This is a genomic window from Methylobacterium sp. Leaf469, from assembly GCF_001424745.1.
Classification (GTDB): domain Bacteria; phylum Pseudomonadota; class Alphaproteobacteria; order Rhizobiales; family Beijerinckiaceae; genus Methylobacterium.
The window spans coordinates 255,352-275,085 of record NZ_LMRE01000012.1 but is presented as its reverse complement, the minus strand read 5'-3'; the positions used below and the strand labels follow the sequence as shown (position 1 = coordinate 275,085).

Sequence of the window (19,734 nt, the reverse complement as noted above, 5' to 3'; positions counted from 1 at the left end):
GTGTCGCGCCGACGGGGCCAGCTCATGAGGTCAACGAACGACGGCCGGATTGGTCCCCATCTCCGACACTTCTTGCCGCGAGGGAGGACCAGCGGGGCTTCCGAGCCAACCGATCAGCAGCTCAGCCGGCGGCCTTCGCGGCGGCCGAACTTCTGATAATGCGCCAGCGCCGAGGTCAGTTGGCCGGCACGCAGGGCTTGGGCGACGTCGGGGTTGCACCGCACGTAGGAGCGCTCATCGAACCCGCCACCACCGCCCCGATCCGCATAGCCCGAATCGCGACCACGCGACCCGCGTCCGCGATCGTCGTAATCGTCGTCGCGATCACGGCGTCTCTGCCCATAATCACGATCGCCATAGCCCGAGTCGCGCCGGTCATAACCGTAATCCCGCCCGCCGTAAGGCTGAGCCTGTGCGAGATCCACCGGGACCAGCAGGCTCATGCCGACAGCCGCCACTGCAAAAAAAGTTCTCATCGTGTGTTCTCTCCCCAACTAAGCACCACAACGATCCTGGGCCGTCGTCGGTTCGATCATCGGCCTCAATGCGCGAATGACGATCTGCCGAAGAGCCCGACGGATAGGATTGGCTCGGCACGAACCGCGTCGTCAGCAGCGGCAATCTAATCTGGCACTCCGTAGGACTCGACTGATGTGTGAGCCGTTTCTCGGCGCACGAATACGTAGATGGCTTCGCGTCCGGTGTCCGAACCGTCGAAATCGCCCAGCACACCCGCGAGGCTGAGGCCGCACCGCTCCGCATTCCTGACGATCTCGGTTCGATCGACGGCATGATAGACGAGTTCTTCCCGCGACTGCCGCGTGATCGTCCCGGCGGGATCGATCAGGGTATACTCCATCACCTGACAGAATCGGCCGGTGTCCTCTGCGAACGTTCGCGCGACCACGCGGATACGGACGCTGTCCCCGGCCGCATTGTACGGACCGGACAGTTCCTCGTCGCCGAGGGGCTGGCGCAGCATGGCATGGGCGGGCAGATGGATCGCCGCCTTGCCGCCGGGTTTCAGATGCCGGGCGACGACCGCCAGGGCGTCCGCTCGCGCGGTGGGCGTGCCCAGATGCGCGTAGCCGTAGAACGGGATGATCGCTCCATCGAATTGGCGGTCCAACACGATGCGGGTCATGTCGCCCTGCATCAGGGCGATGCGGCTTCCCACCTCCGGCGGCAGGCGCTCGCATTTCATGGCGGCGCGCTGGATCATCGCGGGCGCCAGGTCGACGCCGAAGACGCCGTAGCCGCGCTCCGCCAGGGCGATCACGATCCGGCCGGTGCCGCAGCCGAGTTCGAGGACCGACGATCCGGCGGGGCCCACGATGTCCGCATAGAAGTCGATATCGCCCCGAAAGGGATAGGCGCTCGAGACGACATCGTAGAACGCCGCACTCAAGCCGGTATCGTCGTAGTAGGGGAGGTTGCTCATCGCATATCCAAGGAGGCTGACCCGTCGCCCATGGGCGGCCGGTCAGACGTTCCGTTGTCCTGCCGCACGATGGAAGCGCGCCTCAAGTGCCGGTCTGCTCGCGGCCGATGCGGCTGTGACGGCGGCTCCAGCTGAAATAGATCACGAAGCCGATGGCGAGCCACATGAGCAGGCGCAGCCAGGTCTCGCCATCCAGCGACACCATCATGGCAAAGCAGCTCACGATACCGAGGATCGGCACCAGGGGGACCAGGGGCGTGCGATAGTCGCGTCGTGCATCGGGTTGGGTCCGGCGCAGGATGATCACGCCGGCACAGACGAGCATGAAGGCCAGCAGCGTACCGATGCTGGTCATGTGGCCGAGCTGGCTGATCGGAAGGAAGCCGCCGAGCGCGCTGGTGAAAACCATAAAGAACAGGTTCGAGCGGTACGGCGTCTTCCAGGTGGGATGAATCTTGGAGAAGAAGCCCGGGAGCAGCCGGTCCTGGCTCATGGAGTAGAACACCCGGCTCTGGCCGAGCAGCAGCACCAGGATCACCGTTGAGAAGCCCGCGATGACGCCGAGCGTCACGAGGCTGCGCAGCCACGGAAACGGCGTCTGTGCGATGGCGGTGTTCACGGGCGCCGCATCGCCCCTCATCTGGTCGTAATGCACGAGGCCGGTGAGCACGCCGGCGAACAGGATGTAGATGACCGTGCAGATGGCAAGGGAGCCGAGGATTCCGATCATCATGTTGCGCTGGGGGTTCTTGGCCTCCTGCGCCGCCGTCGATACGGCGTCGAAGCCCACATAGGCGAAGAAGACGACGCCCGCGCCGCGCATGATCCCGCTCCAGCCGTACTCGCCGAAGGTGCCGGTGTTCTCGGGGATGAACGGCACGTAGTTCTGCGCCTTGATGTAGAACAGGCCCACGCCGACCACGACTGCCACGACGGCGAGCTTGATCATCACCACGACGGCGTTGACCCGGGCCGACTCGCGGATGCCGATCATCAGGAGCGCCGAAGCCGCCACGATGATCAGAATCGCCGGCAGATTGACGAGGCCGTGCGCCGTCACGCCATCGACGGTGTAGGTCTCGAACGGCGAATGGACGAGGCTCGGCGGGAGGTTGATGCCGAGGGTGTCACGCAGGAAGCGGGTGACATAGCTCGACCAGCTCACCGAGACGGTGGCGGCCCCGACCGCATATTCGAGGACGAGATCCCAGCCGATGATCCAGGCGACGAGTTCACCCATGGTGGCATAAGCGTAGGTGTAGGCCGAGCCCGCCACGGGGATCATGCCGGCGAGTTCGCTGTAGCACATGCCGGCAAACGCGCAGGCGATGGACGCGATGGCGAACGAGATCACCACGGCCGGGCCAGCGTGTTCGGCCGCCGCGATGCCGGTGAGGGAGAACAGGCCGGCGCCGATCACCGCGCCGATCCCCAGCGCGATCAGGCTCCACGGCCCGAGGGTGCGGGCGAGCTTGTGCTCGCCGCCCTCGGCATCGGAGTTCAGCCGTTCGAGGGATTTCGTCCGGATGAGGTCGTCCGCCAAACCGCCGGCCATGCAACGTCTCGCTGTTGGAAATCCGTGAGATGGCCGCGACGTTAACGCAAATTATCCGATGTACCAGCCGGTCGCCGTGCGCCCGTGGCGGTTGTCCCACGCGAGGGCCATCAACGCGTCCGGGCAGCGGCGAACGAGCCCTCGATCAGATCCTTCAGAATGTCGGTGGCGGAAGCCGTGATCGCGGCTCCGGCGGTGCGTGGCATGCCGGCCACGAAGGGGGGCTGCGGAGCGTACTCAGCCACGAGCTGGCTGGTCCGGGCGTAGTCCGGATCGCGCAGGCGCGCGGACAGCGCCAGGGCGAAATCGAGACCGGCCGAGATGCCGGCGCTCGTCACGCGATTGCGGTCGAACACCACCCGTTCATCCACGGGGATCGCACCGAAGAGGGGCAGGACCCCATCGCGCACGCACCAGTGCGAGGTCGCCCGGTATCCCGTCAGCAGGCCCGCCGCGCCGAGGATCAGGGACCCGGTGCAGACGCTCGTGACCCAGGCCGCCCGCCCGGCGCGATCGCGTAGGAAAGCGAGCAGCCGCTCATTGCGCATCTGGTCGGGCGTTCCATCGCCGCCGGGCACGATCAGGACATCAAGGTCCCGCGCACAGGTCTCGAAGTCCGCGGTCGCGACGATCTCGAGTCCGGTATCGCTGGCGACGGGGCCGATCCGCTCGGCCACCAGATGGAAACTCGGACCCGCGAGACCAGCCAAAAGGGCCTGGGGCCCGACCACGTCCAGGGCCGTCATCCCCGGAAACAGCACCATGGCGATCTGCCGGAAAGGCGCCGGGTGGGCCGTCGTTTCGGCGAATAACGGCTGGCTACCCGTTGCGGAAAATCCGGCCGACAGTATGCCCATCGTCGCGAGGGTCACGGCCTCGCGACGGCTCGGTCCGGCATCGGCCGCCGGCCCGTGTTCGGGGCCGGCGCGACGTCCCGCAGGATCAGGCGGACTTGAGATGGGCGGCGAGATGCTTGTTCATCTCGAACATCGTGCACTTATCCTTGCCGAAGACCTTCTTGAGCTTGTCGTCGGCCAGGATCTCGCGCTTGTTCTCCGGGTTCTGAAGCTCATGCTTCTTGATGTATTCCCAGACCTTGCTGACGACCTCGCCACGGGGCAGGGCGGCATCACCGACAACGGCCGCGAGCTCGGGCGACGGCTTGAGCGGCTGCTGGAGAGCGTTCGGCTTGGCGCCCTCGCCCTTGGGGGCGGCGACCTTCTTGCCCTTTGCGGCGGTCTTCTCGGCGGCCGGCTTCTCGTCGCCAGTCGCGGCGCTCTTGTCCGCGCTCTTGGTGGCACTCTTGGTCGTGGTCTTGGCCATGGATTTCCTCCAGAGGTTCGGCAGCGAGCGCCGGTACGCCCACGGCACGAGGCCTCGGAGCGCATAGCTGCAACAACTAAGCAGTGTTGCGACCGTTCCAAGGGAAATCCGCCCTGTGCTTGGGAGCCGTCCACAGGGAGCGCGCCCTATCAACAGGATCGCTCCCGGCGCACGTGGAGAAGTTCAAGGCGCACATTCGAGATCTTGATCGGTGTCGGCGTTGTACTTTGCCTTGTCCGAGCGCGAAGCCAGCGATTCCAGCGGGCGGTAGCGCTCGCGCGATGCCGAGCCAAGGCCATGACTTGCAATGGTTTTCTCGAATTCTCGCAACGCCGGCCGGTAGGGCGGAGGTCTACGGCGATCCCTTGTTCCGGCGGCGACCGACCTCGCCGGAATACGGCCGGCTTCAGCCGAGGGTGCGCGGCGGACTACGCGGTTCGTCCTTGCCCGCGAGGAACGAACTAATTTTCGCCCTTGATGGATCGACCGCCCGACGCGGCTTTTGCGCCTTCCGGAAACGGACGGTTAAGCCTCCGAGGCCGAGGGTCCGGCCATGATCATCGCCGTCTTCGCCCTCGCCCTCTGTGCGGCCCTCGCTCTCATCGGCGGTCTTGGAGCCGTCATCGCGTCCGAGTCCGGCACCGTCTCGGACGCGCCGCACGGCGCCGGGTACATCTGAGGTACCCTTCCAGGGAGAGCGATCCGGGAACCGGGGCGGGGCGCTCGCGCGTTTGCCGTTCCAGACATCCCGGAGCGACGAAATGCCGACCGATCTTCCCAATGAGCGCCCGATCAGGCCAGCCGGGACCCTCGAACTCGATCCCAAGGGTGAAGGAGTCGCCATCGACGAGACGCCGCGCCTCATCGCCTCGGACAAGGTCGAGGGTACGGCGGCCTACGACGCGGACGGCGCGCATCTCGGCACCGTGCATAATTTCATGGTGGACAAGGTTTCGGGACAGGTCGCCTACGCGGTGCTGTCGTTCGGCGGCTTCCTCGGTCTCGGTGAGAGCTACCATCCGCTGCCGTGGCGCTCGCTGCGTTACAGCGTCGAACTCGGCGGGTATATCGTCGACATCGACAAGGATACCCTCGCCCGAGCTCCGACGCACGGGGCCGGCGAAGATCCGTTCGCCGATCCCGCCTTCGGCGGACGCCTCGACGATTATTACGGCGGCCGTCGCTCCGCGATCTGAACTGCCTTAGGACAAGGGCCGGCGCATCGAGCGCCAGCCCTTGGACGCGCAGATCCCGGGTGGCCTTAGAACTTGCCGCCGACGCCGACGCCGCCCGAACCGAGGCTGGGGGTCATTCCACCGCTGCCCGAGCCCGAACGCCCGTCCGCGCTGCCTTCGATGTCCTCACGGCGAATGCGCCGCTCTTCCGACGCGGACGCGCGGGCGACGCCGCCTGCCGAGCGAGGCAGATCGAGTCGCCGCGTCGGCGTGGTCTGGATCTGGTTTCCATCGGCATCGACGCGGGCCGAGCGCGGACCCGATGCGTTCGGGACCGAGCCACGCATCGAGGGCGGCGGGCCGACATCGCTCTCCGGCATCACGCCGCCGCTACTGCCGAGCGCCTGGCAGCCCGCCAGGGCTGCGGTGAGGAGCGCCGCGGCGCTGGCGTTTCGAATGAAGGGCATCGGCTCAAGTCCTCGGACGATCGGGCACCCCCACACGGTGGGGTCTGGGCGAAGTTTCGCGTGTGTACGACGCGGGTTTGACGAAAACCAGACGAGGCGGATCGATCCCGACGACACAGGTCGGGAGATCGGATTCCAGCGAGATCCGTGACCGCGCCGCGAGGCGCTGGGACGCAGCCGCACTCGGCCCTCGAATTGGCCGATTGCGAACCGCAAGGCGGAATGGCAGAGCTGTGCGGGACCCTGCGCGGATCCGCGGAGTCGGCCCGGTTTTTGCCCACAGATTTTTGGCCGATGGTCCTTGCCGGATCTCGCCTTCACAACTTCGCCTTGGTCATTGCGCAGTGACACGAGACCCGGACATGGGACCCGCTCCGTTGTGGGAACCCGCCGGATGGGTCCGTGTCCTGTCCAAGGGCCGGCGCGATCATCGCTCGGGGAACGCACGTGTTCAGATTTGTCCGGATGATCGCCGCGACGACGATCAGCCTCGGGGCCGCCTCCGCTTTCGCCGAGGATACGCCCCCCGGCAGCAAACCCGCCGAGGTACCCGCTGCGCCCGCAGGGCCGAATGGGGCCGCTCCGCCTGCACCGCAGGCGCCCCCGGCGCCGACCTCCGTCCAGCCGGCACCTGCTCCGACGGGCGCTGCGAACCCGGCTCCGGCCCAAGCGCCGGTTCTGCCCACGGGGACTCCCGCCACGGTCCTCGACACGGCGGATTACGAGGGCGTGCTCGGCAAGGCCGTGCGCAGCGCCACCGGCGAGGACATGGGCCGGATCATCGACATCATCCTCGACAAGGACGGCCGCCCCCGCGCCGCCATCATCGATTTCGGCGGCTTCCTCGGCGTCGGCTCACGCAAGATCGCGGTGGATTGGCGCTCCATGCGCTTCACCTCGGACGGCAAGCCGACGCGCCTCGTCCTGCAATTGTCCCGGAATCAGGTCCGCGTCTCGCCGGAATACAAGGCGGGCGAGCCCATCGTGGTCCTTGGGCCGGCGAGCCCGGCTGTCCCCGAGGGCGAGCCGCCGGCTGCCGCCCCCGTACCACCCGCTGCGGCCCCGGCTGCCGCGCCCGTCGCGCCCCCGGCTCCGACCGCCGAGAAGATGCCCGAGAAACCGGCAGAGAGAACGCCGGACAAATGACGGTTCCCCTCCCGAAGGACCGGCGCCCCCTCAAGCCGAGGGAGGTCGTCCGGTCCGAATTCCGGCCGCGCCCGATGCCTCGGCGCGAGGCCCTGGCCGATGCCGCGGAGGGTCCCGCCGACATGAAGGCGATCTCGCGCACCAGCAGCCAGGGCCTCGATGGGTTCGCGTTCTTCGTCGCCAACCTCCAGACGGGGTTCGGGCCGTTCCTCGCCGTGTACTTCACCCAGGCGAAGTGGACCCAGTCGGACATCGGCTTCGCGCTGACCATCGGCAGCCTCGTCAGCCTGCTCGGTCAGGTCCCGGGCGGGGCCTTCGTCGATGCCATGCGGTCGCTCCGCTTCGCCGCCGGCTTCTCGGTCGTCGCCATCGCGCTCAGCGCCTTCGCCCTGGCCATGTGGCCGAACTTCCTCATCGTCATTCTCGCCATGGCCGCCCATTCGGCGGCGAGCTGCATCCTCACGCCGGCCATCGCCGCCATCAGCATCGGTCTCGTCGGCCATGCCCGGGCCGGTGAGCGCCTCGGGCGCAACGCGAGCTTCTCGGCCCTGGGCAACGCCGTCGCCGCCGCCGGCATGGGAGCCTGCGGCTACTATCTTTCCAACGACGCGGTGTTCTACCTCACCGCTTTCCTGATGATCCCGACGCTGGTGGCCCTGTCGTTCATCCGGGCCGACGAGATCGGCCCCGTGACCGTGGCCAAGGCGCCGGGTCCCGCCCCTGGGGCCGTCGCGCCCCGGCGCGACGGTGTCGTCCGCGCCCTGCTGGCGAATCGGGCACTGATGTGCTTCGGCGGATGCATGATGCTGTTCTTCCTCGCCAATGCGGCGATGCTGCCCCTGGTGGGCAGCATGCTGACCCTGCGCGCCAGCGAAACCGCGACCGCCCTCATCGCCGCCTGCATCGTCGTTCCGCAGGTGGTGCTCGCGGTCTCGGGGCCGGCCGTCGGGCGCGCCGCCGAGCGTTGGGGCCGCCGCCCGCTCCTCCTCATCGGGTTCGCCGCCCTGCCGATCCGCGGTCTGCTGTTCGCCTACACGAGCAGCCCCGAACTCCTCGTGGCGATCCAGGTGTTCGACGGAATCTCGGCCGCGGTGTTCGGCGTGATGGTGCCCCTCGTGGTATCCGACGTCACCCGGGGCACCGGGCGCTTCAACCTCGCGCTCGGTGCCGTCGGCACGGCCATGGGGATCGGGGCCGCCCTGTCCACATCGCTCGCCGGCATCATGGCCGATCGCCTGGGGAGCCATTCGGCCTTCCTGGGCCTCGCCGCGGTGGGCTTCGCCGGCTTCGTGATGATCGCTCTGATCATGCCCGAGACCCGACGGTCCACCGTCGCTTAATCCCCGGGGTGGGGACTGGGCGGCATTGAATTCGCTTGCCGCTCAAGCCGCGTTCAGGTTTCTTCCTTGAGAACGGACGAAGCTGGACGTTAGCGTGCAACGCTCGACCGAGCTTCGCGTTGCGATCCTTGGGGGCACATAAGTCGCGTGCGGATCGCGCACGGGCTTCGTTCGAGGGACGGCAGGCGCGGGTCTGCTGGAAAACGGGATTGTCACCGCGATGGAAGACCTGTGCGTCTATGCAGACAGGCCGTTCGCCTTCGTCGCGCGCTACCTGCGCCGCCGGGCACTGCCGCATCTCGTGATCCTGTGCGCCGTGCTGGGCGCCGTCGGTTTCTCCGTCAGCACGGATTACGCCCTCAAGGGGGTCGTCGATGCCCTGAGCAAGGGGCCCGAGGCCGGCCTGATCTGGGGCGCGCTCGCCCTGCTCGTCGCCTTCATCGCCGCCGACAACATGCTCTGGCGCGTCGCCAGCCTCACGGGGTCGTTCACGTTCGTCGGCGTGACCGGCGACATCCGCCGCGACCTGTTCCGCCACATGACCGGGCATTCGCCCTCGTTCTTCGCCGATCGCCAGCCCGGCACCCTGGCCTCGCGCATCACCGCGACCTCGAACGCGATCTTCACCGTCGAGAACATGTTCGTGTTCAACGTGATGCCGCCTTGCGTCGCCGCCTTCCTGTCGATCCTCTACATCGGCACCGTCAGCCTCACGATGGCCCTGGTGCTCGCCGGCATCTTCGCCGCCGTCGTGTTGCTGATGTTCAAGATGGCGGCCGCCGGTAAGCCGCTGCACCACGATTTTGCCGCCAAGGCGGCTTCCGTCGACGGTGAGATGGTGGATCTCGTCGGCAACATGCCCCTCGTGCGCGCCTTCTCGGCGTTCAAGCGCGAATACACCCGCTTCGACGGCACCATCGGTGTCGAGATGCGCTCGCGCCGTTCGTCGCTGCTCTACCTCGAGAAGCTGCGTATCGTGCACGCGATCCTGACCGTGCTGGCCGTGCTCGGACTGCTCTATTGGGCCATCACCCTATGGGAGGCGGGGGCTGCATCGAACGGGCAGGTGGTTCTCGTCTGCACGCTCGGGATCCGCATCCTCGCCGCCACCCGCGATCTCGCCGTCGCCCTCGTGGACGCGACCCAGCACACGGCCCGCCTGTCGGAGGCCCTGCACACCCTGCTGCAACCCCACGATCTCACCGATCACCCGGAAGCCGTGCCCCTGTCGGGGACCGGCGCGGAGATCACGTTCGACCACGTCGCCTTTTCGTACCCCGACGGGCGCGCCGTGTTCACCGACTTCGACCTCGCCATCCAGCCCGGCCAGCGCGTCGGTCTCGTGGGCAAGTCGGGCGGCGGCAAATCCACCTTGTTCTCCCTGCTCCAACGCTTCTACGACGCGCAGGGCGGGCGCATTCTCCTCAACGGACAGGACATCCACCGCGTCACGCAGGACTCCCTGCGCGAGGCGATCACGGTGGTGCCGCAGGACGTGTCGATGTTCCACCGGACCCTGCGGGAGAACATTCGTTACGGCCGGCCCGACGCCTCTGACGAGGACGTGTGGAAGGCGGCCGCCGCGGCCCATTGCACCGATTTCATCGAAGCGCTGCCGGAAGGGTTCGACACCATCGTGGGTGATCGGGGCGTGAAGCTCTCGGGTGGCCAGCGCCAGCGCATCGCCATCGCGCGGGCGATCCTCAAAGACTCGCCGATCCTGCTTCTCGACGAGGCGACGTCGGCCCTCGATGCCGAGTCCGAGGAAGCGATCCGTCACGCCCTCGCCAACCTCATGAAGGGCCGCACGGTCATCGCCATCGCGCACCGCCTCTCGACCCTGAAGGACTTCGATCGAATCGTGGTGCTGGAAGGCGGCCGCATCATCCAGGACGGCTCGCCCGACAAGCTCACGCATCTCGACGGGTTCTACCGCGAGCTGATGAAGAAGGAATCCATGTCGCTGTCGCTGGCCGCGGCCTGAGGGCTACAGCCTCGGGCGGGCGACCTGGAGAGTCTAAGGCCCGCTGCCGCCCAACGTGCGGATCGCGGAGATGATCGCGTTGGCGCGGTAGGGCTTGGTGAAGAACACACTGCCCTCCGCGAGGCGCGGCGGCGTCTGGGTAAAGCCCGTCGCGTAGATGATCGGGAGGCCGGGCCGCAGGCGGCGTGCCGCTTCGGCGAGCTGCCAGCCGTCCATTTCACCCGGCAGACGGATATCCGTGAACAGGACGTCGATGGCCGCATCGCTTTCGATGAACGAGAGAGCGATCTCGGCGGTGGTCGCCTGGGAGACGGTGAAGCCCGCATCCTCGAGTTCTGCGGCGACCACTTCGAGGAGCATGATCTCGTCCTCGACGATGAGGACCCGTGGAGCGGTTTCGGTCATGGGATGTGTCGCGGCTCCGGTCAGGCGAAGCGGGGAGGGGGCAGGGCGGTCGTCAGCAGCGTCGGCTCTTCGAGGATTCGCGTCACGGGTCGTGCCGCCGCCTCGAAATGGCGTGGCAGGTAGACTTGCACCGTGGTGCCTTCGCCGGGCCGGCTGTCGATGGCGATATGGCCCCCCGACTGCTTGGCGAACCCGAAGGCCTGGCTCAGGCCCAGGCCCGTGCCTTCGCCCACGGCCTTGGTGGTGAAGAATGGCTCGAAGGCGCGCGCGGCGACCTCCCGGCTCATGCCGCAACCCTTGTCCGTGACGCTGATCAGAACGTGATCGGCAGCCGGCAATCCGACCAGACCGCCCGCTTCGGCGGCAGGTACGTTGCGGGTACGGATCGTTGCCCGCCCGCCTTCCGGCATGGCGTCCCGGGCGTTGACGGTGAGATTCAGCAGCACGTTCTCCAGCTGATTGGCATCGACGCGCACGGGCCACAGGTCGGGTGCCAAATCCATTTCCGGCGGCTCGGCGGTGTTCAGGGCGCCGCGAAGCAGCTCGGTCAGATCCTCGATGAGTCCGTTGACGTCGAACCGGGTCGGCTGCAGGGGCTGGCGCCGTGCGAAAGCCAGCATCTTCTGCACGAGGCTCGCGGCGCGCTCGGCGCCTTTCAGGGCATTCGTGCGCGCGCGTTCGGCGCCGCTGTCGAGGGAAAAGCGTTCGAGGCGGTCGAGGTTGGCGATCACCACCCCGAGCAGATTGTTGAAGTCGTGCGCGACGCCGCCCGTCAGGGCGCCGATGGCCTCCATCTTCTGGGTCTGCCGCAGCATCGCCTCGGCCTGCTCGCGCTCGTGGATCGCCGTCTGGAGGGCTGCGAGGGCGGCATCGCGCTCCGTGACACGGGCAAGGAGCTCCGCATTGGCGCGGCGCAGGGTCTCGGGGGAGGGGAGCGCCAGCGCGCGCGGCAGCAGCAGCCAGAGCAGAATCGCCGTGAGCAGCGAGATCACCGCCGTGAACGCCTTCACCAAGGCCTCGGCGGCGTAGTCCGGCACCCATAGGGTCCAGATCGCGAAGAAATGCGTGGTGCCGCAGGCGAGGATGAAGCTGGCGAAGGCCCAGGCCATCCATCCGAACGCGACGTCACGGCGCTTCGTGACGAACACCCCGAGCGCCACGGGAATCGTGAAGTAGGCCAGGCCGATCACGAAATCCGAGACGACGTGCGTCCAGATCAGCTCCGGCCGCCACAGCAGGCAGATGCCGTGGGGGGACAGGTCGCTTCGGTCGAGGAAGCTCCCGAGGGCATCGAGCATGGCACAGTCTCAGGGTCGGTTTGCAAGGCGTGCGACGCACGATGCGGATTCGCGTGACGACGATGGCGCGTTTTTGCGATCCGCGAAACCGGATCGCCGCGCACTGGCGCCCGGTCTCCCGCCGCGCGCCTACTCGACGATGATTTTGTAACCCTGGCCCATGCGCAGGGTCGCCCCGCGCTCCAACCCATTGAGGACGAGGAAGCGGTCGCTGGCCCGGTCGGACACCAGCATGCGCTGCGCGAGCGTATCCACGGTGTCGGTGGGCGTGGCCGTCACCACCTGCACGCGCAAGGGGCGTAGGGATTGGGTCTCCGCGGCCCCGACGGCCGCGAGGCTTTCCGTCCAGCGTCGGAAGGCCGCGTCCGGGTCCGTCATGCCCTTGGCGGCCATGATCATCCGGAAGGTCGTCTCGCCCATGCGGATCGCGGCGAGGCGGAAGGTCCAGTCCTTGCCCCGCGACAGGGCGGTGACGGCCGGATTTCCACCGATGGCCCGGTTCTCGAGGGAGCCGGGCTCGATGGCATCGTTCCAGGTCGCCTTCAGCACGTCTTCGAGACCCTGTCCGGCCGGGTTCTCCACCTGATCGAACAGGAGGCGTCGGCTGCCTTCGGGAGTCGTGCCGAGGACGGCGTTGCGGGTGTTCTCGATGGTGAAGCCATCCGGCACCTCGAAGGCGATGCCGAGGCCGGGATGCAGGAAGCGGCGGCCGCGCACCAGGCCGTCGCCCGGATTGTCGCCGTAGGCGATGCCGTCCACCGCCGCGAGATAGCGCGCGCGCTCGTCTACCCCGAGGCCGGGGGCGCCGATGAGGCGTGCCGCCCGCGTCACCAGGGTGATGCGCTCCTGCGTACCCGGATGGGTCGCGAGCATGTCGGGTTCGCCCGCCTGCCCGGTTCCGGTCTTCATGCCCGTGGTTCGGCTGAGCGAGCGCAGGAAGCGCCCGGCACCGAACGGGTCGTAGCCGGCCCGTGCCAGGGTCTTCACCCCGACGCCGTCCGCCTCGAGTTCCTGGTCGCGGGAGAACCGCGCCAGGGCGAATTTGGACTGGCTCTGCAACTGCGCGCCCGTGGCGGGATCGTTCAGGACGTCGGCGACGACCTTGCTCACGAGCTGGGAGCGGAGCGCCAGTTCCGTGCGAGCCGTCGCGTGGCGCAGGGTGACGTGCGCGATCTCGTGCGAAAGGACGGCGGCGATCTCGGAGGTGTCGCTGGCGAGCGCCAGTAGACCCCGGGTGACGTAGAGACGGCCGTTCGGCAGCGCGAAGGCATTGATGACCGGCGAATCGAGGAGGGTCACCGCATAGGTCTCCTCGGGCCGGTCGGTGGCCCGCACCAGCCGGTCGGTGAGCTCGGTCAGGAGTTTCAGCGCGGCCGGAGCCCGATACTCGCCCCCGAAGGACGCGACCAGCTTGGCGTGATCGGCGTCGGACGCGGTGCGCTCGCGGCCGGTGACGCGCGGCGCCCCCGCCGGCACGGCGACCACGGCGGGCTGCAGGGTGGCACCGGTCTGATCGCCGATGCAGCCCGACAGCAGGGCCGACAGCAGGGCCGACCGGAGGAGAGCTGTCGCGCATGCGCCAGCGGTGCGGCCCGCGGGCGCCGCCAATCCGTTCGTGATCCTGTGCGCCCGCGTCATACCGTTCAGCGCCCCTGCGCCGTATCCAGGATTTCGATCATGTCCGCGCTCGCCACATCAAGGGTCGGGCCGCGCCAGACCTCGACGATGCCCCGAACCCGGACGAGACGGCCACGCAGGGTCGCCGCACTCAAACCACGTTCCTGCAATTGGCGCCAAGTGCGTTTCGACACGGTTACGGTCAGTCCGTCCTCGCCCCGCCGGGCGAAGTCGAGATAGGTCCGCCGCGGCCGTTCGCCGACCCAGAGGACCCGCCCGCGCGCCACCACGAAACCGCCGAGGCGCAGCCTCAGGGCGGCACCGTCCTGGGCATCCTGCTCCGCCTCCCGCCACAGGCCGCGCCCGGCCTGACGCGCGCCGGATTCGACTGCGAGCAAGCCGGGGCGACACAGGCTGTCGCGCTCACCGGCATCGACGGTGGCGAGGCCCGCTTCCACGAGGCCGCCGGCGAGATCGAGGGCGCCGTCCGCCACGCCCGCGTCGACATGGGCGCGGCCCCAGCGATCGGTCTCTCCACGCGCCACGAGGATGAGAGGAACGCTCCGCTGCGTCTCGAGCCAAGCGGCCGCAGCCCCTGCGAGTTTAGGATTATCCGGCCAGCGCAGACCGTCGAGGACCCCGCGGGCGCCGGATGCGAAGACGAGTTCGCCCCGGAGGCCGACGGCAGTCAGGGTGGTCGTACCGAACGGAGTGGTCCTGCATTCGGGTGCGACGGCCATGGCGGGAACCGCTCCGCAGACCCCGGAGACGCAGACCCCGGAGATCAAGAATGCCAGGATACGCGTGCCGAACGCGCCGCCGCGCCGCCGCTGCTCCGTCATGGTGAAACGATCCCCGTGGCCTCGGCGGGCATTGTGGGAGATGGCGGAGGCAGGACAAGCGCGGCGCGTTCCCAAGCTGTCGTTTCGACCGCCCTGCGGCAGCCCCGCAACAGGAGTGGCGCAGCCCGGTTGGCCTGATCCGGGGTTGGTGTTACGAAGACGCCGGTGAGTCTCCGTAGCTCAGCTGGACAGAGCACAGGTTTCCTAGACACAAATTGGGCGCCGCGAGGGGAAACCGCGCGGCGGATCCGCTCAAATTCGGGGAAAGCCCGAGGGTCCGTGTCACAGCGGGCCCCGCCGATCCCGAGCCAAGCCCATCGTTCTCCGCGAGGCGTGCGACGGGAAGGTGTAGAGACTAGACGGGCGGCACCTAACGGCTTCCTCGGAAGCCCATGGTGGAGGGATAGTCCAGGCCACGAACGTGCCCGCAAGGGGGCGGCGGCGGAAGCCGAAGTGGTATGAAACCTGGGGTCGCAGGTTCGAGCCCTGCCGGGGACGCCACCATTCACCGAAGCCCGTGCCGCATACTTGCGGGATCGCGTGGCCCTTACCCGTCGCGGCGGGGGATGGCCGAGCTTTTCCTCCGAGATCCGGTGGAAGGCCGCGTTACGGAACGAGCAGAATGGCTGGCCAGAAGACCGACGCGCGGGACGTGCATGTGGGTCGGCGCATCGCCGAGCAACGCAAGAAGGCGTCGTTGACCCAGAAGCGGGTGGCCGAGCGCTTCGGCATGTCGGCCGCGCAGCTTCAGAAGTACGAGAAGGGCACCAACCGGATCAGCGCGCTCCACCTCGAGAGCTTCAGCCGGATGACCGGGGTGCCGGTCACGTACTTCTTCGAGGACCTCGTTCACACGGACGAGGAGGCTGCCGTCGGGTTCTCGGAGCCGCCACAGCAACCTTACATTCCAGGCGACAGTTGGCAGGGCCTCGCGGACGCGGTGGCCCGCCACGTGTCGGAGCATTTCTCCGATGCGCGGCGTCAGGAATTGGCGGCGGCTGTGCAGGCGCTCCATGCCAAACTCAAGGCCTGATCAAAGCTCACTTTGTTCTTTTTAAAGAACGCGTCCGGTTTTTCGGCTTGACCGTCCCCATGGGCGGTGCGAGAACCCCGGCCTTCCGTAGGCCGGGGTAGACGCATCGCACGAGGCGCACCCGAAAACCGGGTATGCTGTCCATGGCACGTTCCAATTATCTGTTCACGAGCGAGTCCGTCTCGGAAGGTCATCCGGACAAGGTCTGCGATCGGATCTCCGATACGGTCGTGGACGCCTACATGGCGGCGATGCCTGAGGCCCGTCTCGGCGTCGAGACCCTGGCGACCACCAATCGCATCGTCATCGCCGGCGAGGTGCGCGGTCCGGATTCCGTGACCTTCGAGCACCTCGAGCACCTCACCCGTGAGGCCGTGAAGGACATCGGCTACGAGCAGTCGGGCTTCCACTGGAAGAACAACGACATCGCCATCCATCTCCACGCCCAGTCGGCCGACATCGCCCAGGGCGTCGATTCGTCCGGCAACAAGGACGAGGGCGCGGGCGACCAGGGTATCATGTTCGGCTACGCGTCCGACGAGACGCCCGAACTGATGCCGGCACCGATCTACTACGCCCACAAGATCCTCAAGGACCTGGCCGACGCCCGCAAGGGTAAGCAGGGCGATGCGGCCAAGCTCGGCCCCGATGCCAAGAGCCAGGTCACCGTGCGCTACGAGAACGGACGCCCCGTCGGCGTGACGCAGATCGTCCTCTCGACCCAGCATATCGACGAATCCCTGGATTCGGCCGACGTGCGCGCCATCGTCGAGCCCTACATCCTCGCCGCCCTTCCGAAGGATTGGGTCTCCGAGGAGACGGTCTGGCACGTGAACCCCACGGGCAAGTTCGTGATCGGCGGCCCCGACGGCGACGCTGGCCTCACCGGCCGCAAGATCATCGTCGACACCTACGGCGGTGCGGCTCCGCACGGTGGCGGCGCCTTCTCGGGCAAGGATCCGACGAAGGTCGACCGCTCGGCGGCCTACGCCGCACGCTATCTCGCCAAGAACGTCGTCGCGGCAGGGCTCGCAACCCGCGCCACCATCCAGCTCGCCTACGCCATCGGCGTGGCCAAGCCGCTGTCGATCTACGTCGATCTCCACGGTACCGGTCAGGTCGACGAGGCCAAGCTGGAAGACGTTCTCATGAACGCCTTCGATCTGTCGCCCCGCGGCATCCGGACGAAGCTCGGTCTCAACAAGGCGATCTACGCCCGCACCTCGGCCTACGGCCACTTCGGCCGGGCCCCAGAGGCGGATGGCGGCTTCTCGTGGGAGCGCGTCGATCTCGCCGACAGCCTCAAGTCGGCTTTGTCCTGATCCCATGACCATGGGGCGGGATGAACTCCCGCCCATCGCGGGCGGGGATGCCGTCGAGGGCGCTGACCGTGCCTTCTTCGGACGACGCAAGGGCAAGCGCCTGCGCGCTGTCCAGGAGCAGCGCCTCGAAGAATTGCTTCCGAGCCTGCGGGTCGTTCTGCCGGCACAGGGCGAACGTCTCGATCCGATCGGCCTGTTCCCGGTCCCGGTGGACGAGGTCTGGCTCGAGATCGGCTTCGGCGGCGGCGAGCATCTCGCGGCCCAGGCCACGGCCAATCCACGCATCGGCTTGATCGGCGCCGAGCCCTTCGTCAACGGCGTGGTCAAGCTCCTGCGCGCCGTCGACGACGGGGGTCTCTCGAACGTTCGGGTGTGGGACGAAGACGCCACTGCGTTGCTGGCGGCGATTCCCGACGGTGCCCTGGCGCGGGTCTACCTGCTCTATCCCGATCCTTGGCCCAAGCGCCGACAGCGCAAGCGCCGCTTCGTCTCGGATGAGTCCTTGCGTGAGATCGCGCGTGTCCTGAAACCCGGCGGCGTGTTCCGCTTTGCCAGCGACATCGACGATTATGCCGGCTGGACCCTCGTGCGTGCCGCTCGCTGCCCCGCGCTCACCTGGACCGCTGTGCGCGCGGACGATTGGCGCGTGGCGTGGTCCGATTGGCCGGGAACGCGCTACGAAGCGAAGGCCCTGATCGCCGGGCGTGCGCCCACCTATCTGGAATTCCGGCGCGCCTCGGCGGATTGAGGGGCTTTCCGACGGGGCTTCTTTTTTCCGGGGCAGAGCCCTTCTCGTTTCCGGGGCAGAGCCCTTCTTGTTTCCGGGGCAGAGCCCTTCTTGCAGGGGTGGAACCCCCCTATACAGGGGAAGGGCCCCCATTGCGGGGGGCACAACCCCTCTTGCCTTCCGTCGCCCGAAGGCTTTGCATGCGCTCGGTGCGTCGGTTTCCCAAGATCGGCGAAGGTCTTCCCGAAGTTCTGGGAAGCTTGCATGCGGCGGGGTGCCGTTGAGCGAGGTTGCGGTTTGAGCGACGTTGCGGATCACAACGGGACGGCGCCGCCTCCACCGCGCGCGAACGATCCCGCCGACGTAGCGTTCACTGGGGCCGTGATCGGCCTTCTCGTCATCGGCCTTGGCGATGGCCGTATTCGCACGGCCAACCCCCATCTCTGCCAACTCTTGGACTACCCCGACGGGGGGCTCACGGGGGTGGAACTCACCCGCCTCGGTGAAACCGCCCTGCCCGTCACGAACGGCATCCGGCGCTGGCATCGCGCCGATGGCGGCATCCTCGATGTCCATGTCCGGTCCTCGCCCCCTACGAATGGCGTCCAAGTGGTCGTGGTCGATGCGGTGGACGCCGACGACCTGGTGCCGGCCGTCGAGAATCAGGCAGCCCTCACCGCGGCCGGCGTCGGCGAATGGCGCTTCGATACGGCGACCGGCCTCATCTCGCTGTCGCGACGCGCGGCCTTCATCCTCGGCGACCGGCCAGGCGTCCGGTTTTCCTGGGCGACCCTGCGCGGCCGCCTGGACGCGGAGGAGGTGGGGCGGATCGAGACCCAAGTGCGATCCGCCCTGGCGGAGGGTGGGCCCTTCGCCCTGCAATGCCGGTTGCGCCGGGCCGACGACGGAACCGAGATCCATCTCGGCTTGCGGGGCGAGGCGAGCCGGAATGACGGTGTATCCGCCGGCATCGTCGGTGTCGTGCAGGACATCACCGCACAGGTCGTCGCCCGCACGGCCCTGCGCGCGGGGGAGCAACGCCTGCGCATCGCCACGTCGCTCGCCGCCCTCGGGATCTTCGAGTGGCACATGCTCGACGATCAGGCGGTCTGGGAGAACGAGCGCATGTTCGCGATCTTCGGGCGCAGCGTCGAAGATGGCGCCGTGGGCAAGCGCGAATTCTTGGAGCACATCCTCCACCCCGACGATCGGGCGGCCTTCCGCTCCGCGATCACGAACGCCCTGCGCGGCGATGCCGTGCTCAAGGCCACGGGGCGGATTCGGCGCCGCAGCGACGGAGCGTGGCGGATCATCGATCTCGCCGGGCGCTTCGAGCGCGATGCCCCCCACCGGCTGCCGCGCCGGCTCATCGGGGTCGTGGCGGACGTCACCGAGCGGCGCATGGCCGAGGAGCGCCAGACCCTCCTCATCCGCGAACTGCATCATCGGGTGAAGAACACCCTCGCGACCGTGCAGGCCATCGTCGGCTCGACGGCCCGCACGGCCTCCAGCATCGAGAGCTTCTACGAGGCCTTCGTCGGGCGGATCATGTCCCTCGCCCACACCCATTCGGTGCTCACCGAGGACACGTGGCAGACCGCGTCCCTGCGCACCCTGCTCGCCAACGAGTTGCGACCCTACGCCGACGGTGACATGGACGGGGCCGGGGATGCCCGGATTCACCTGAAAGGTCCGGCCGTGGATCTCACGTCCGAACTCGCCGTCCCCATCGGCATGGCGATCCACGAACTCACCACGAACGCGGCGAAATACGGAGCGCTCTCGACCCCGGATGGACGTGTGGTGATCACTTGGGATCTGGTGCCGGACGGCCCGGCCGGGACCCTGCGCTTCGAGTGGCGCGAGAGCGGCGGTCCGACGGTGCGCGCGCCGACGCGCCAGGGGTTCGGTTCACGCCTGCTCCAGCGCGTACTCACGGCCCAGGTCCGGGCGGACGTGACGATCGACTATCCGCCGGACGGTTTTCATCTCCGGATGCTGGCGCCGTTGCCGGCACGCAGCACGGTTCTGGACCCCCGCGGCTAAGGGGGGGACGAGG

At 67.9% G+C, this 19,734-nt stretch carries 19 protein-coding genes; 9 read left to right on the top strand and 10 right to left on the bottom strand.

Features of this window, described 5'->3' with window-relative positions; translation table 11 throughout:
- Positions 1-113: 113 nt before the first annotated feature.
- The 5 genes from ASG60_RS09105 to ASG60_RS09085 all read right to left on the bottom strand — a co-directional run bounded on the left by ASG60_RS09105 (position 114) and on the right by ASG60_RS09085 (position 4,319).
- Positions 114-476: a hypothetical protein gene (locus ASG60_RS09105; protein WP_056385133.1), complete on the bottom strand. Its 363-nt coding sequence runs from the start codon at positions 474-476 to the stop codon at positions 114-116.
- A 146-nt stretch (positions 477-622) separates the two neighbouring features.
- A complete protein-coding gene (locus ASG60_RS09100; protein WP_056385130.1) occupies positions 623-1,441 on the bottom strand; it encodes a class I SAM-dependent methyltransferase in 819 nt (272 codons plus the stop codon).
- An 82-nt stretch (positions 1,442-1,523) separates the two neighbouring features.
- Complete coding sequence (locus tag ASG60_RS09095) at positions 1,524-2,996, bottom strand: amino acid permease (RefSeq protein ID WP_056385128.1); 1,473 nt, start codon at positions 2,994-2,996, stop codon at positions 1,524-1,526.
- A gap of 110 nt (positions 2,997-3,106) precedes the next feature.
- The gene (locus ASG60_RS09090; protein ID WP_056385126.1) at positions 3,107-3,760 is read right to left on the bottom strand and encodes a DJ-1/PfpI family protein; all 654 of its coding nucleotides are present in this window, start codon (positions 3,758-3,760) and stop codon (positions 3,107-3,109) included.
- Between the two features lie 178 nt (positions 3,761-3,938).
- Positions 3,939-4,319: an SWIB/MDM2 domain-containing protein gene (locus ASG60_RS09085; protein ID WP_056170210.1), complete on the bottom strand. Its 381-nt coding sequence runs from the start codon at positions 4,317-4,319 to the stop codon at positions 3,939-3,941.
- Positions 4,320-4,872: 553 nt separating this feature from the next.
- Between ASG60_RS09085 and ASG60_RS23745 the strand changes: the two genes are divergently transcribed.
- Complete coding sequence (locus tag ASG60_RS23745; RefSeq protein ID WP_274533785.1) at positions 4,873-4,998, top strand: hypothetical protein; 126 nt, start codon at positions 4,873-4,875, stop codon at positions 4,996-4,998.
- Between the two features lie 82 nt (positions 4,999-5,080).
- Positions 5,081-5,515 carry a PRC-barrel domain-containing protein gene (locus ASG60_RS09080; protein ID WP_056260698.1) on the top strand — a complete coding sequence of 145 codons (435 nt, stop codon included), beginning with the start codon at positions 5,081-5,083 and terminating at the stop codon, positions 5,513-5,515.
- Between the two features lie 65 nt (positions 5,516-5,580).
- Here the strand turns inward: ASG60_RS09080 and ASG60_RS09075 are convergent, their stop codons facing one another.
- Entirely contained in the window at positions 5,581-5,961 is a 381-nt protein-coding gene (locus tag ASG60_RS09075; protein WP_056385124.1) for a hypothetical protein, read from the bottom strand.
- A gap of 465 nt (positions 5,962-6,426) precedes the next feature.
- Between ASG60_RS09075 and ASG60_RS09070 the strand changes: the two genes are divergently transcribed.
- The 3 genes from ASG60_RS09070 (at position 6,427) to ASG60_RS09060 (ending at position 10,431) form a co-directional block, all read left to right on the top strand.
- Positions 6,427-7,107, top strand: a complete 681-nt coding sequence (locus ASG60_RS09070) for a PRC-barrel domain-containing protein (protein ID WP_056260696.1) — start codon at positions 6,427-6,429, stop codon at positions 7,105-7,107.
- A complete protein-coding gene (locus tag ASG60_RS09065; RefSeq protein WP_056359527.1) occupies positions 7,104-8,447 on the top strand; it encodes an MFS transporter in 1,344 nt (447 codons plus the stop codon). Before ASG60_RS09070 ends, ASG60_RS09065 begins: the two co-directional genes overlap by 4 nt.
- A gap of 220 nt (positions 8,448-8,667) precedes the next feature.
- The gene (locus tag ASG60_RS09060; RefSeq protein ID WP_056170195.1) at positions 8,668-10,431 is read left to right on the top strand and encodes an ABC transporter ATP-binding protein; all 1,764 of its coding nucleotides are present in this window, start codon (positions 8,668-8,670) and stop codon (positions 10,429-10,431) included.
- Positions 10,432-10,464: 33 nt separating this feature from the next.
- On the opposite strand, the gene ASG60_RS09055 is transcribed toward ASG60_RS09060, so the two are convergent.
- The 4 genes from ASG60_RS09055 to ASG60_RS09040 all read right to left on the bottom strand — a co-directional run bounded on the left by ASG60_RS09055 (position 10,465) and on the right by ASG60_RS09040 (position 14,593).
- On the bottom strand, positions 10,465-10,836 hold the full coding sequence (locus ASG60_RS09055) for a response regulator (protein WP_056170193.1): 372 nt from the start codon (positions 10,834-10,836) through the stop codon (positions 10,465-10,467).
- Positions 10,837-10,856: 20 nt separating this feature from the next.
- A complete protein-coding gene (locus ASG60_RS09050; RefSeq protein WP_056385122.1) occupies positions 10,857-12,134 on the bottom strand; it encodes an ATP-binding protein in 1,278 nt (425 codons plus the stop codon).
- A 129-nt stretch (positions 12,135-12,263) separates the two neighbouring features.
- A complete protein-coding gene (locus ASG60_RS09045; protein ID WP_082531677.1) occupies positions 12,264-13,772 on the bottom strand; it encodes a M48 family metalloprotease in 1,509 nt (502 codons plus the stop codon).
- A gap of 5 nt (positions 13,773-13,777) precedes the next feature.
- Positions 13,778-14,593, bottom strand: coding sequence for a DNA-binding protein (locus tag ASG60_RS09040; RefSeq protein WP_082531676.1), 816 nt, complete (start codon positions 14,591-14,593; stop codon positions 13,778-13,780).
- A gap of 622 nt (positions 14,594-15,215) precedes the next feature.
- Between ASG60_RS09040 and ASG60_RS09035 the strand changes: the two genes are divergently transcribed.
- From ASG60_RS09035 to ASG60_RS09020, 4 genes are all read left to right on the top strand, one after another.
- Positions 15,216-15,626: a helix-turn-helix transcriptional regulator gene (locus tag ASG60_RS09035; protein WP_056260689.1), complete on the top strand. Its 411-nt coding sequence runs from the start codon at positions 15,216-15,218 to the stop codon at positions 15,624-15,626.
- 143 nt (positions 15,627-15,769) lie between these two features.
- Positions 15,770-16,948, top strand: coding sequence for a methionine adenosyltransferase (gene metK, locus ASG60_RS09030; protein ID WP_056170702.1), 1,179 nt, complete (start codon positions 15,770-15,772; stop codon positions 16,946-16,948).
- Between the two features lie 4 nt (positions 16,949-16,952).
- Positions 16,953-17,696, top strand: a complete 744-nt coding sequence (locus tag ASG60_RS09025) for a tRNA (guanine(46)-N(7))-methyltransferase TrmB (protein WP_082531675.1) — start codon at positions 16,953-16,955, stop codon at positions 17,694-17,696.
- Positions 17,697-18,056: 360 nt separating this feature from the next.
- Entirely contained in the window at positions 18,057-19,721 is a 1,665-nt protein-coding gene (locus tag ASG60_RS09020; RefSeq protein ID WP_244476626.1) for an HWE histidine kinase domain-containing protein, read from the top strand.
- The last annotated feature ends 13 nt before the right edge of the window (positions 19,722-19,734 follow it).

Excerpts from the sequence above, each read along its gene's own strand:
- ASG60_RS09080 (WP_056260698.1), top strand. The coding sequence starts at position 5,081 with ATGCCGACCGATCTTCCCAATGAGCGCCCGATCAGGCCAGCCGGGACC.
- ASG60_RS09095 (WP_056385128.1), bottom strand. The coding sequence starts at position 2,996 with ATGGCCGGCGGTTTGGCGGACGACCTCATCCGGACGAAATCCCTCGAA.
- ASG60_RS09050 (WP_056385122.1), bottom strand. The coding sequence starts at position 12,134 with ATGCTCGATGCCCTCGGGAGCTTCCTCGACCGAAGCGACCTGTCCCCC.
- ASG60_RS09045 (WP_082531677.1), bottom strand. The coding sequence starts at position 13,772 with ATGACGCGGGCGCACAGGATCACGAACGGATTGGCGGCGCCCGCGGGC.
- ASG60_RS09085 (WP_056170210.1), bottom strand. The coding sequence starts at position 4,319 with ATGGCCAAGACCACGACCAAGAGTGCCACCAAGAGCGCGGACAAGAGC.
- ASG60_RS23745 (WP_274533785.1), top strand. The coding sequence starts at position 4,873 with ATGATCATCGCCGTCTTCGCCCTCGCCCTCTGTGCGGCCCTCGCTCTC.
- ASG60_RS09070 (WP_056260696.1), top strand. The coding sequence starts at position 6,427 with ATGATCGCCGCGACGACGATCAGCCTCGGGGCCGCCTCCGCTTTCGCC.
- ASG60_RS09090 (WP_056385126.1), bottom strand. The coding sequence starts at position 3,760 with ATGGTGCTGTTTCCGGGGATGACGGCCCTGGACGTGGTCGGGCCCCAG.
- ASG60_RS09100 (WP_056385130.1), bottom strand. The coding sequence starts at position 1,441 with ATGAGCAACCTCCCCTACTACGACGATACCGGCTTGAGTGCGGCGTTC.
- ASG60_RS09025 (WP_082531675.1), top strand. The coding sequence starts at position 16,953 with ATGACCATGGGGCGGGATGAACTCCCGCCCATCGCGGGCGGGGATGCC.
- ASG60_RS09075 (WP_056385124.1), bottom strand. The coding sequence starts at position 5,961 with ATGCCCTTCATTCGAAACGCCAGCGCCGCGGCGCTCCTCACCGCAGCC.
- metK (WP_056170702.1), top strand. The coding sequence starts at position 15,770 with ATGGCACGTTCCAATTATCTGTTCACGAGCGAGTCCGTCTCGGAAGGT.
- ASG60_RS09065 (WP_056359527.1), top strand. The coding sequence starts at position 7,104 with ATGACGGTTCCCCTCCCGAAGGACCGGCGCCCCCTCAAGCCGAGGGAG.
- ASG60_RS09035 (WP_056260689.1), top strand. The coding sequence starts at position 15,216 with ATGGCTGGCCAGAAGACCGACGCGCGGGACGTGCATGTGGGTCGGCGC.
- ASG60_RS09055 (WP_056170193.1), bottom strand. The coding sequence starts at position 10,836 with ATGACCGAAACCGCTCCACGGGTCCTCATCGTCGAGGACGAGATCATG.
- ASG60_RS09060 (WP_056170195.1), top strand. The coding sequence starts at position 8,668 with ATGGAAGACCTGTGCGTCTATGCAGACAGGCCGTTCGCCTTCGTCGCG.
- ASG60_RS09105 (WP_056385133.1), bottom strand. The coding sequence starts at position 476 with ATGAGAACTTTTTTTGCAGTGGCGGCTGTCGGCATGAGCCTGCTGGTC.
- ASG60_RS09040 (WP_082531676.1), bottom strand. The coding sequence starts at position 14,593 with ATGACGGAGCAGCGGCGGCGCGGCGGCGCGTTCGGCACGCGTATCCTG.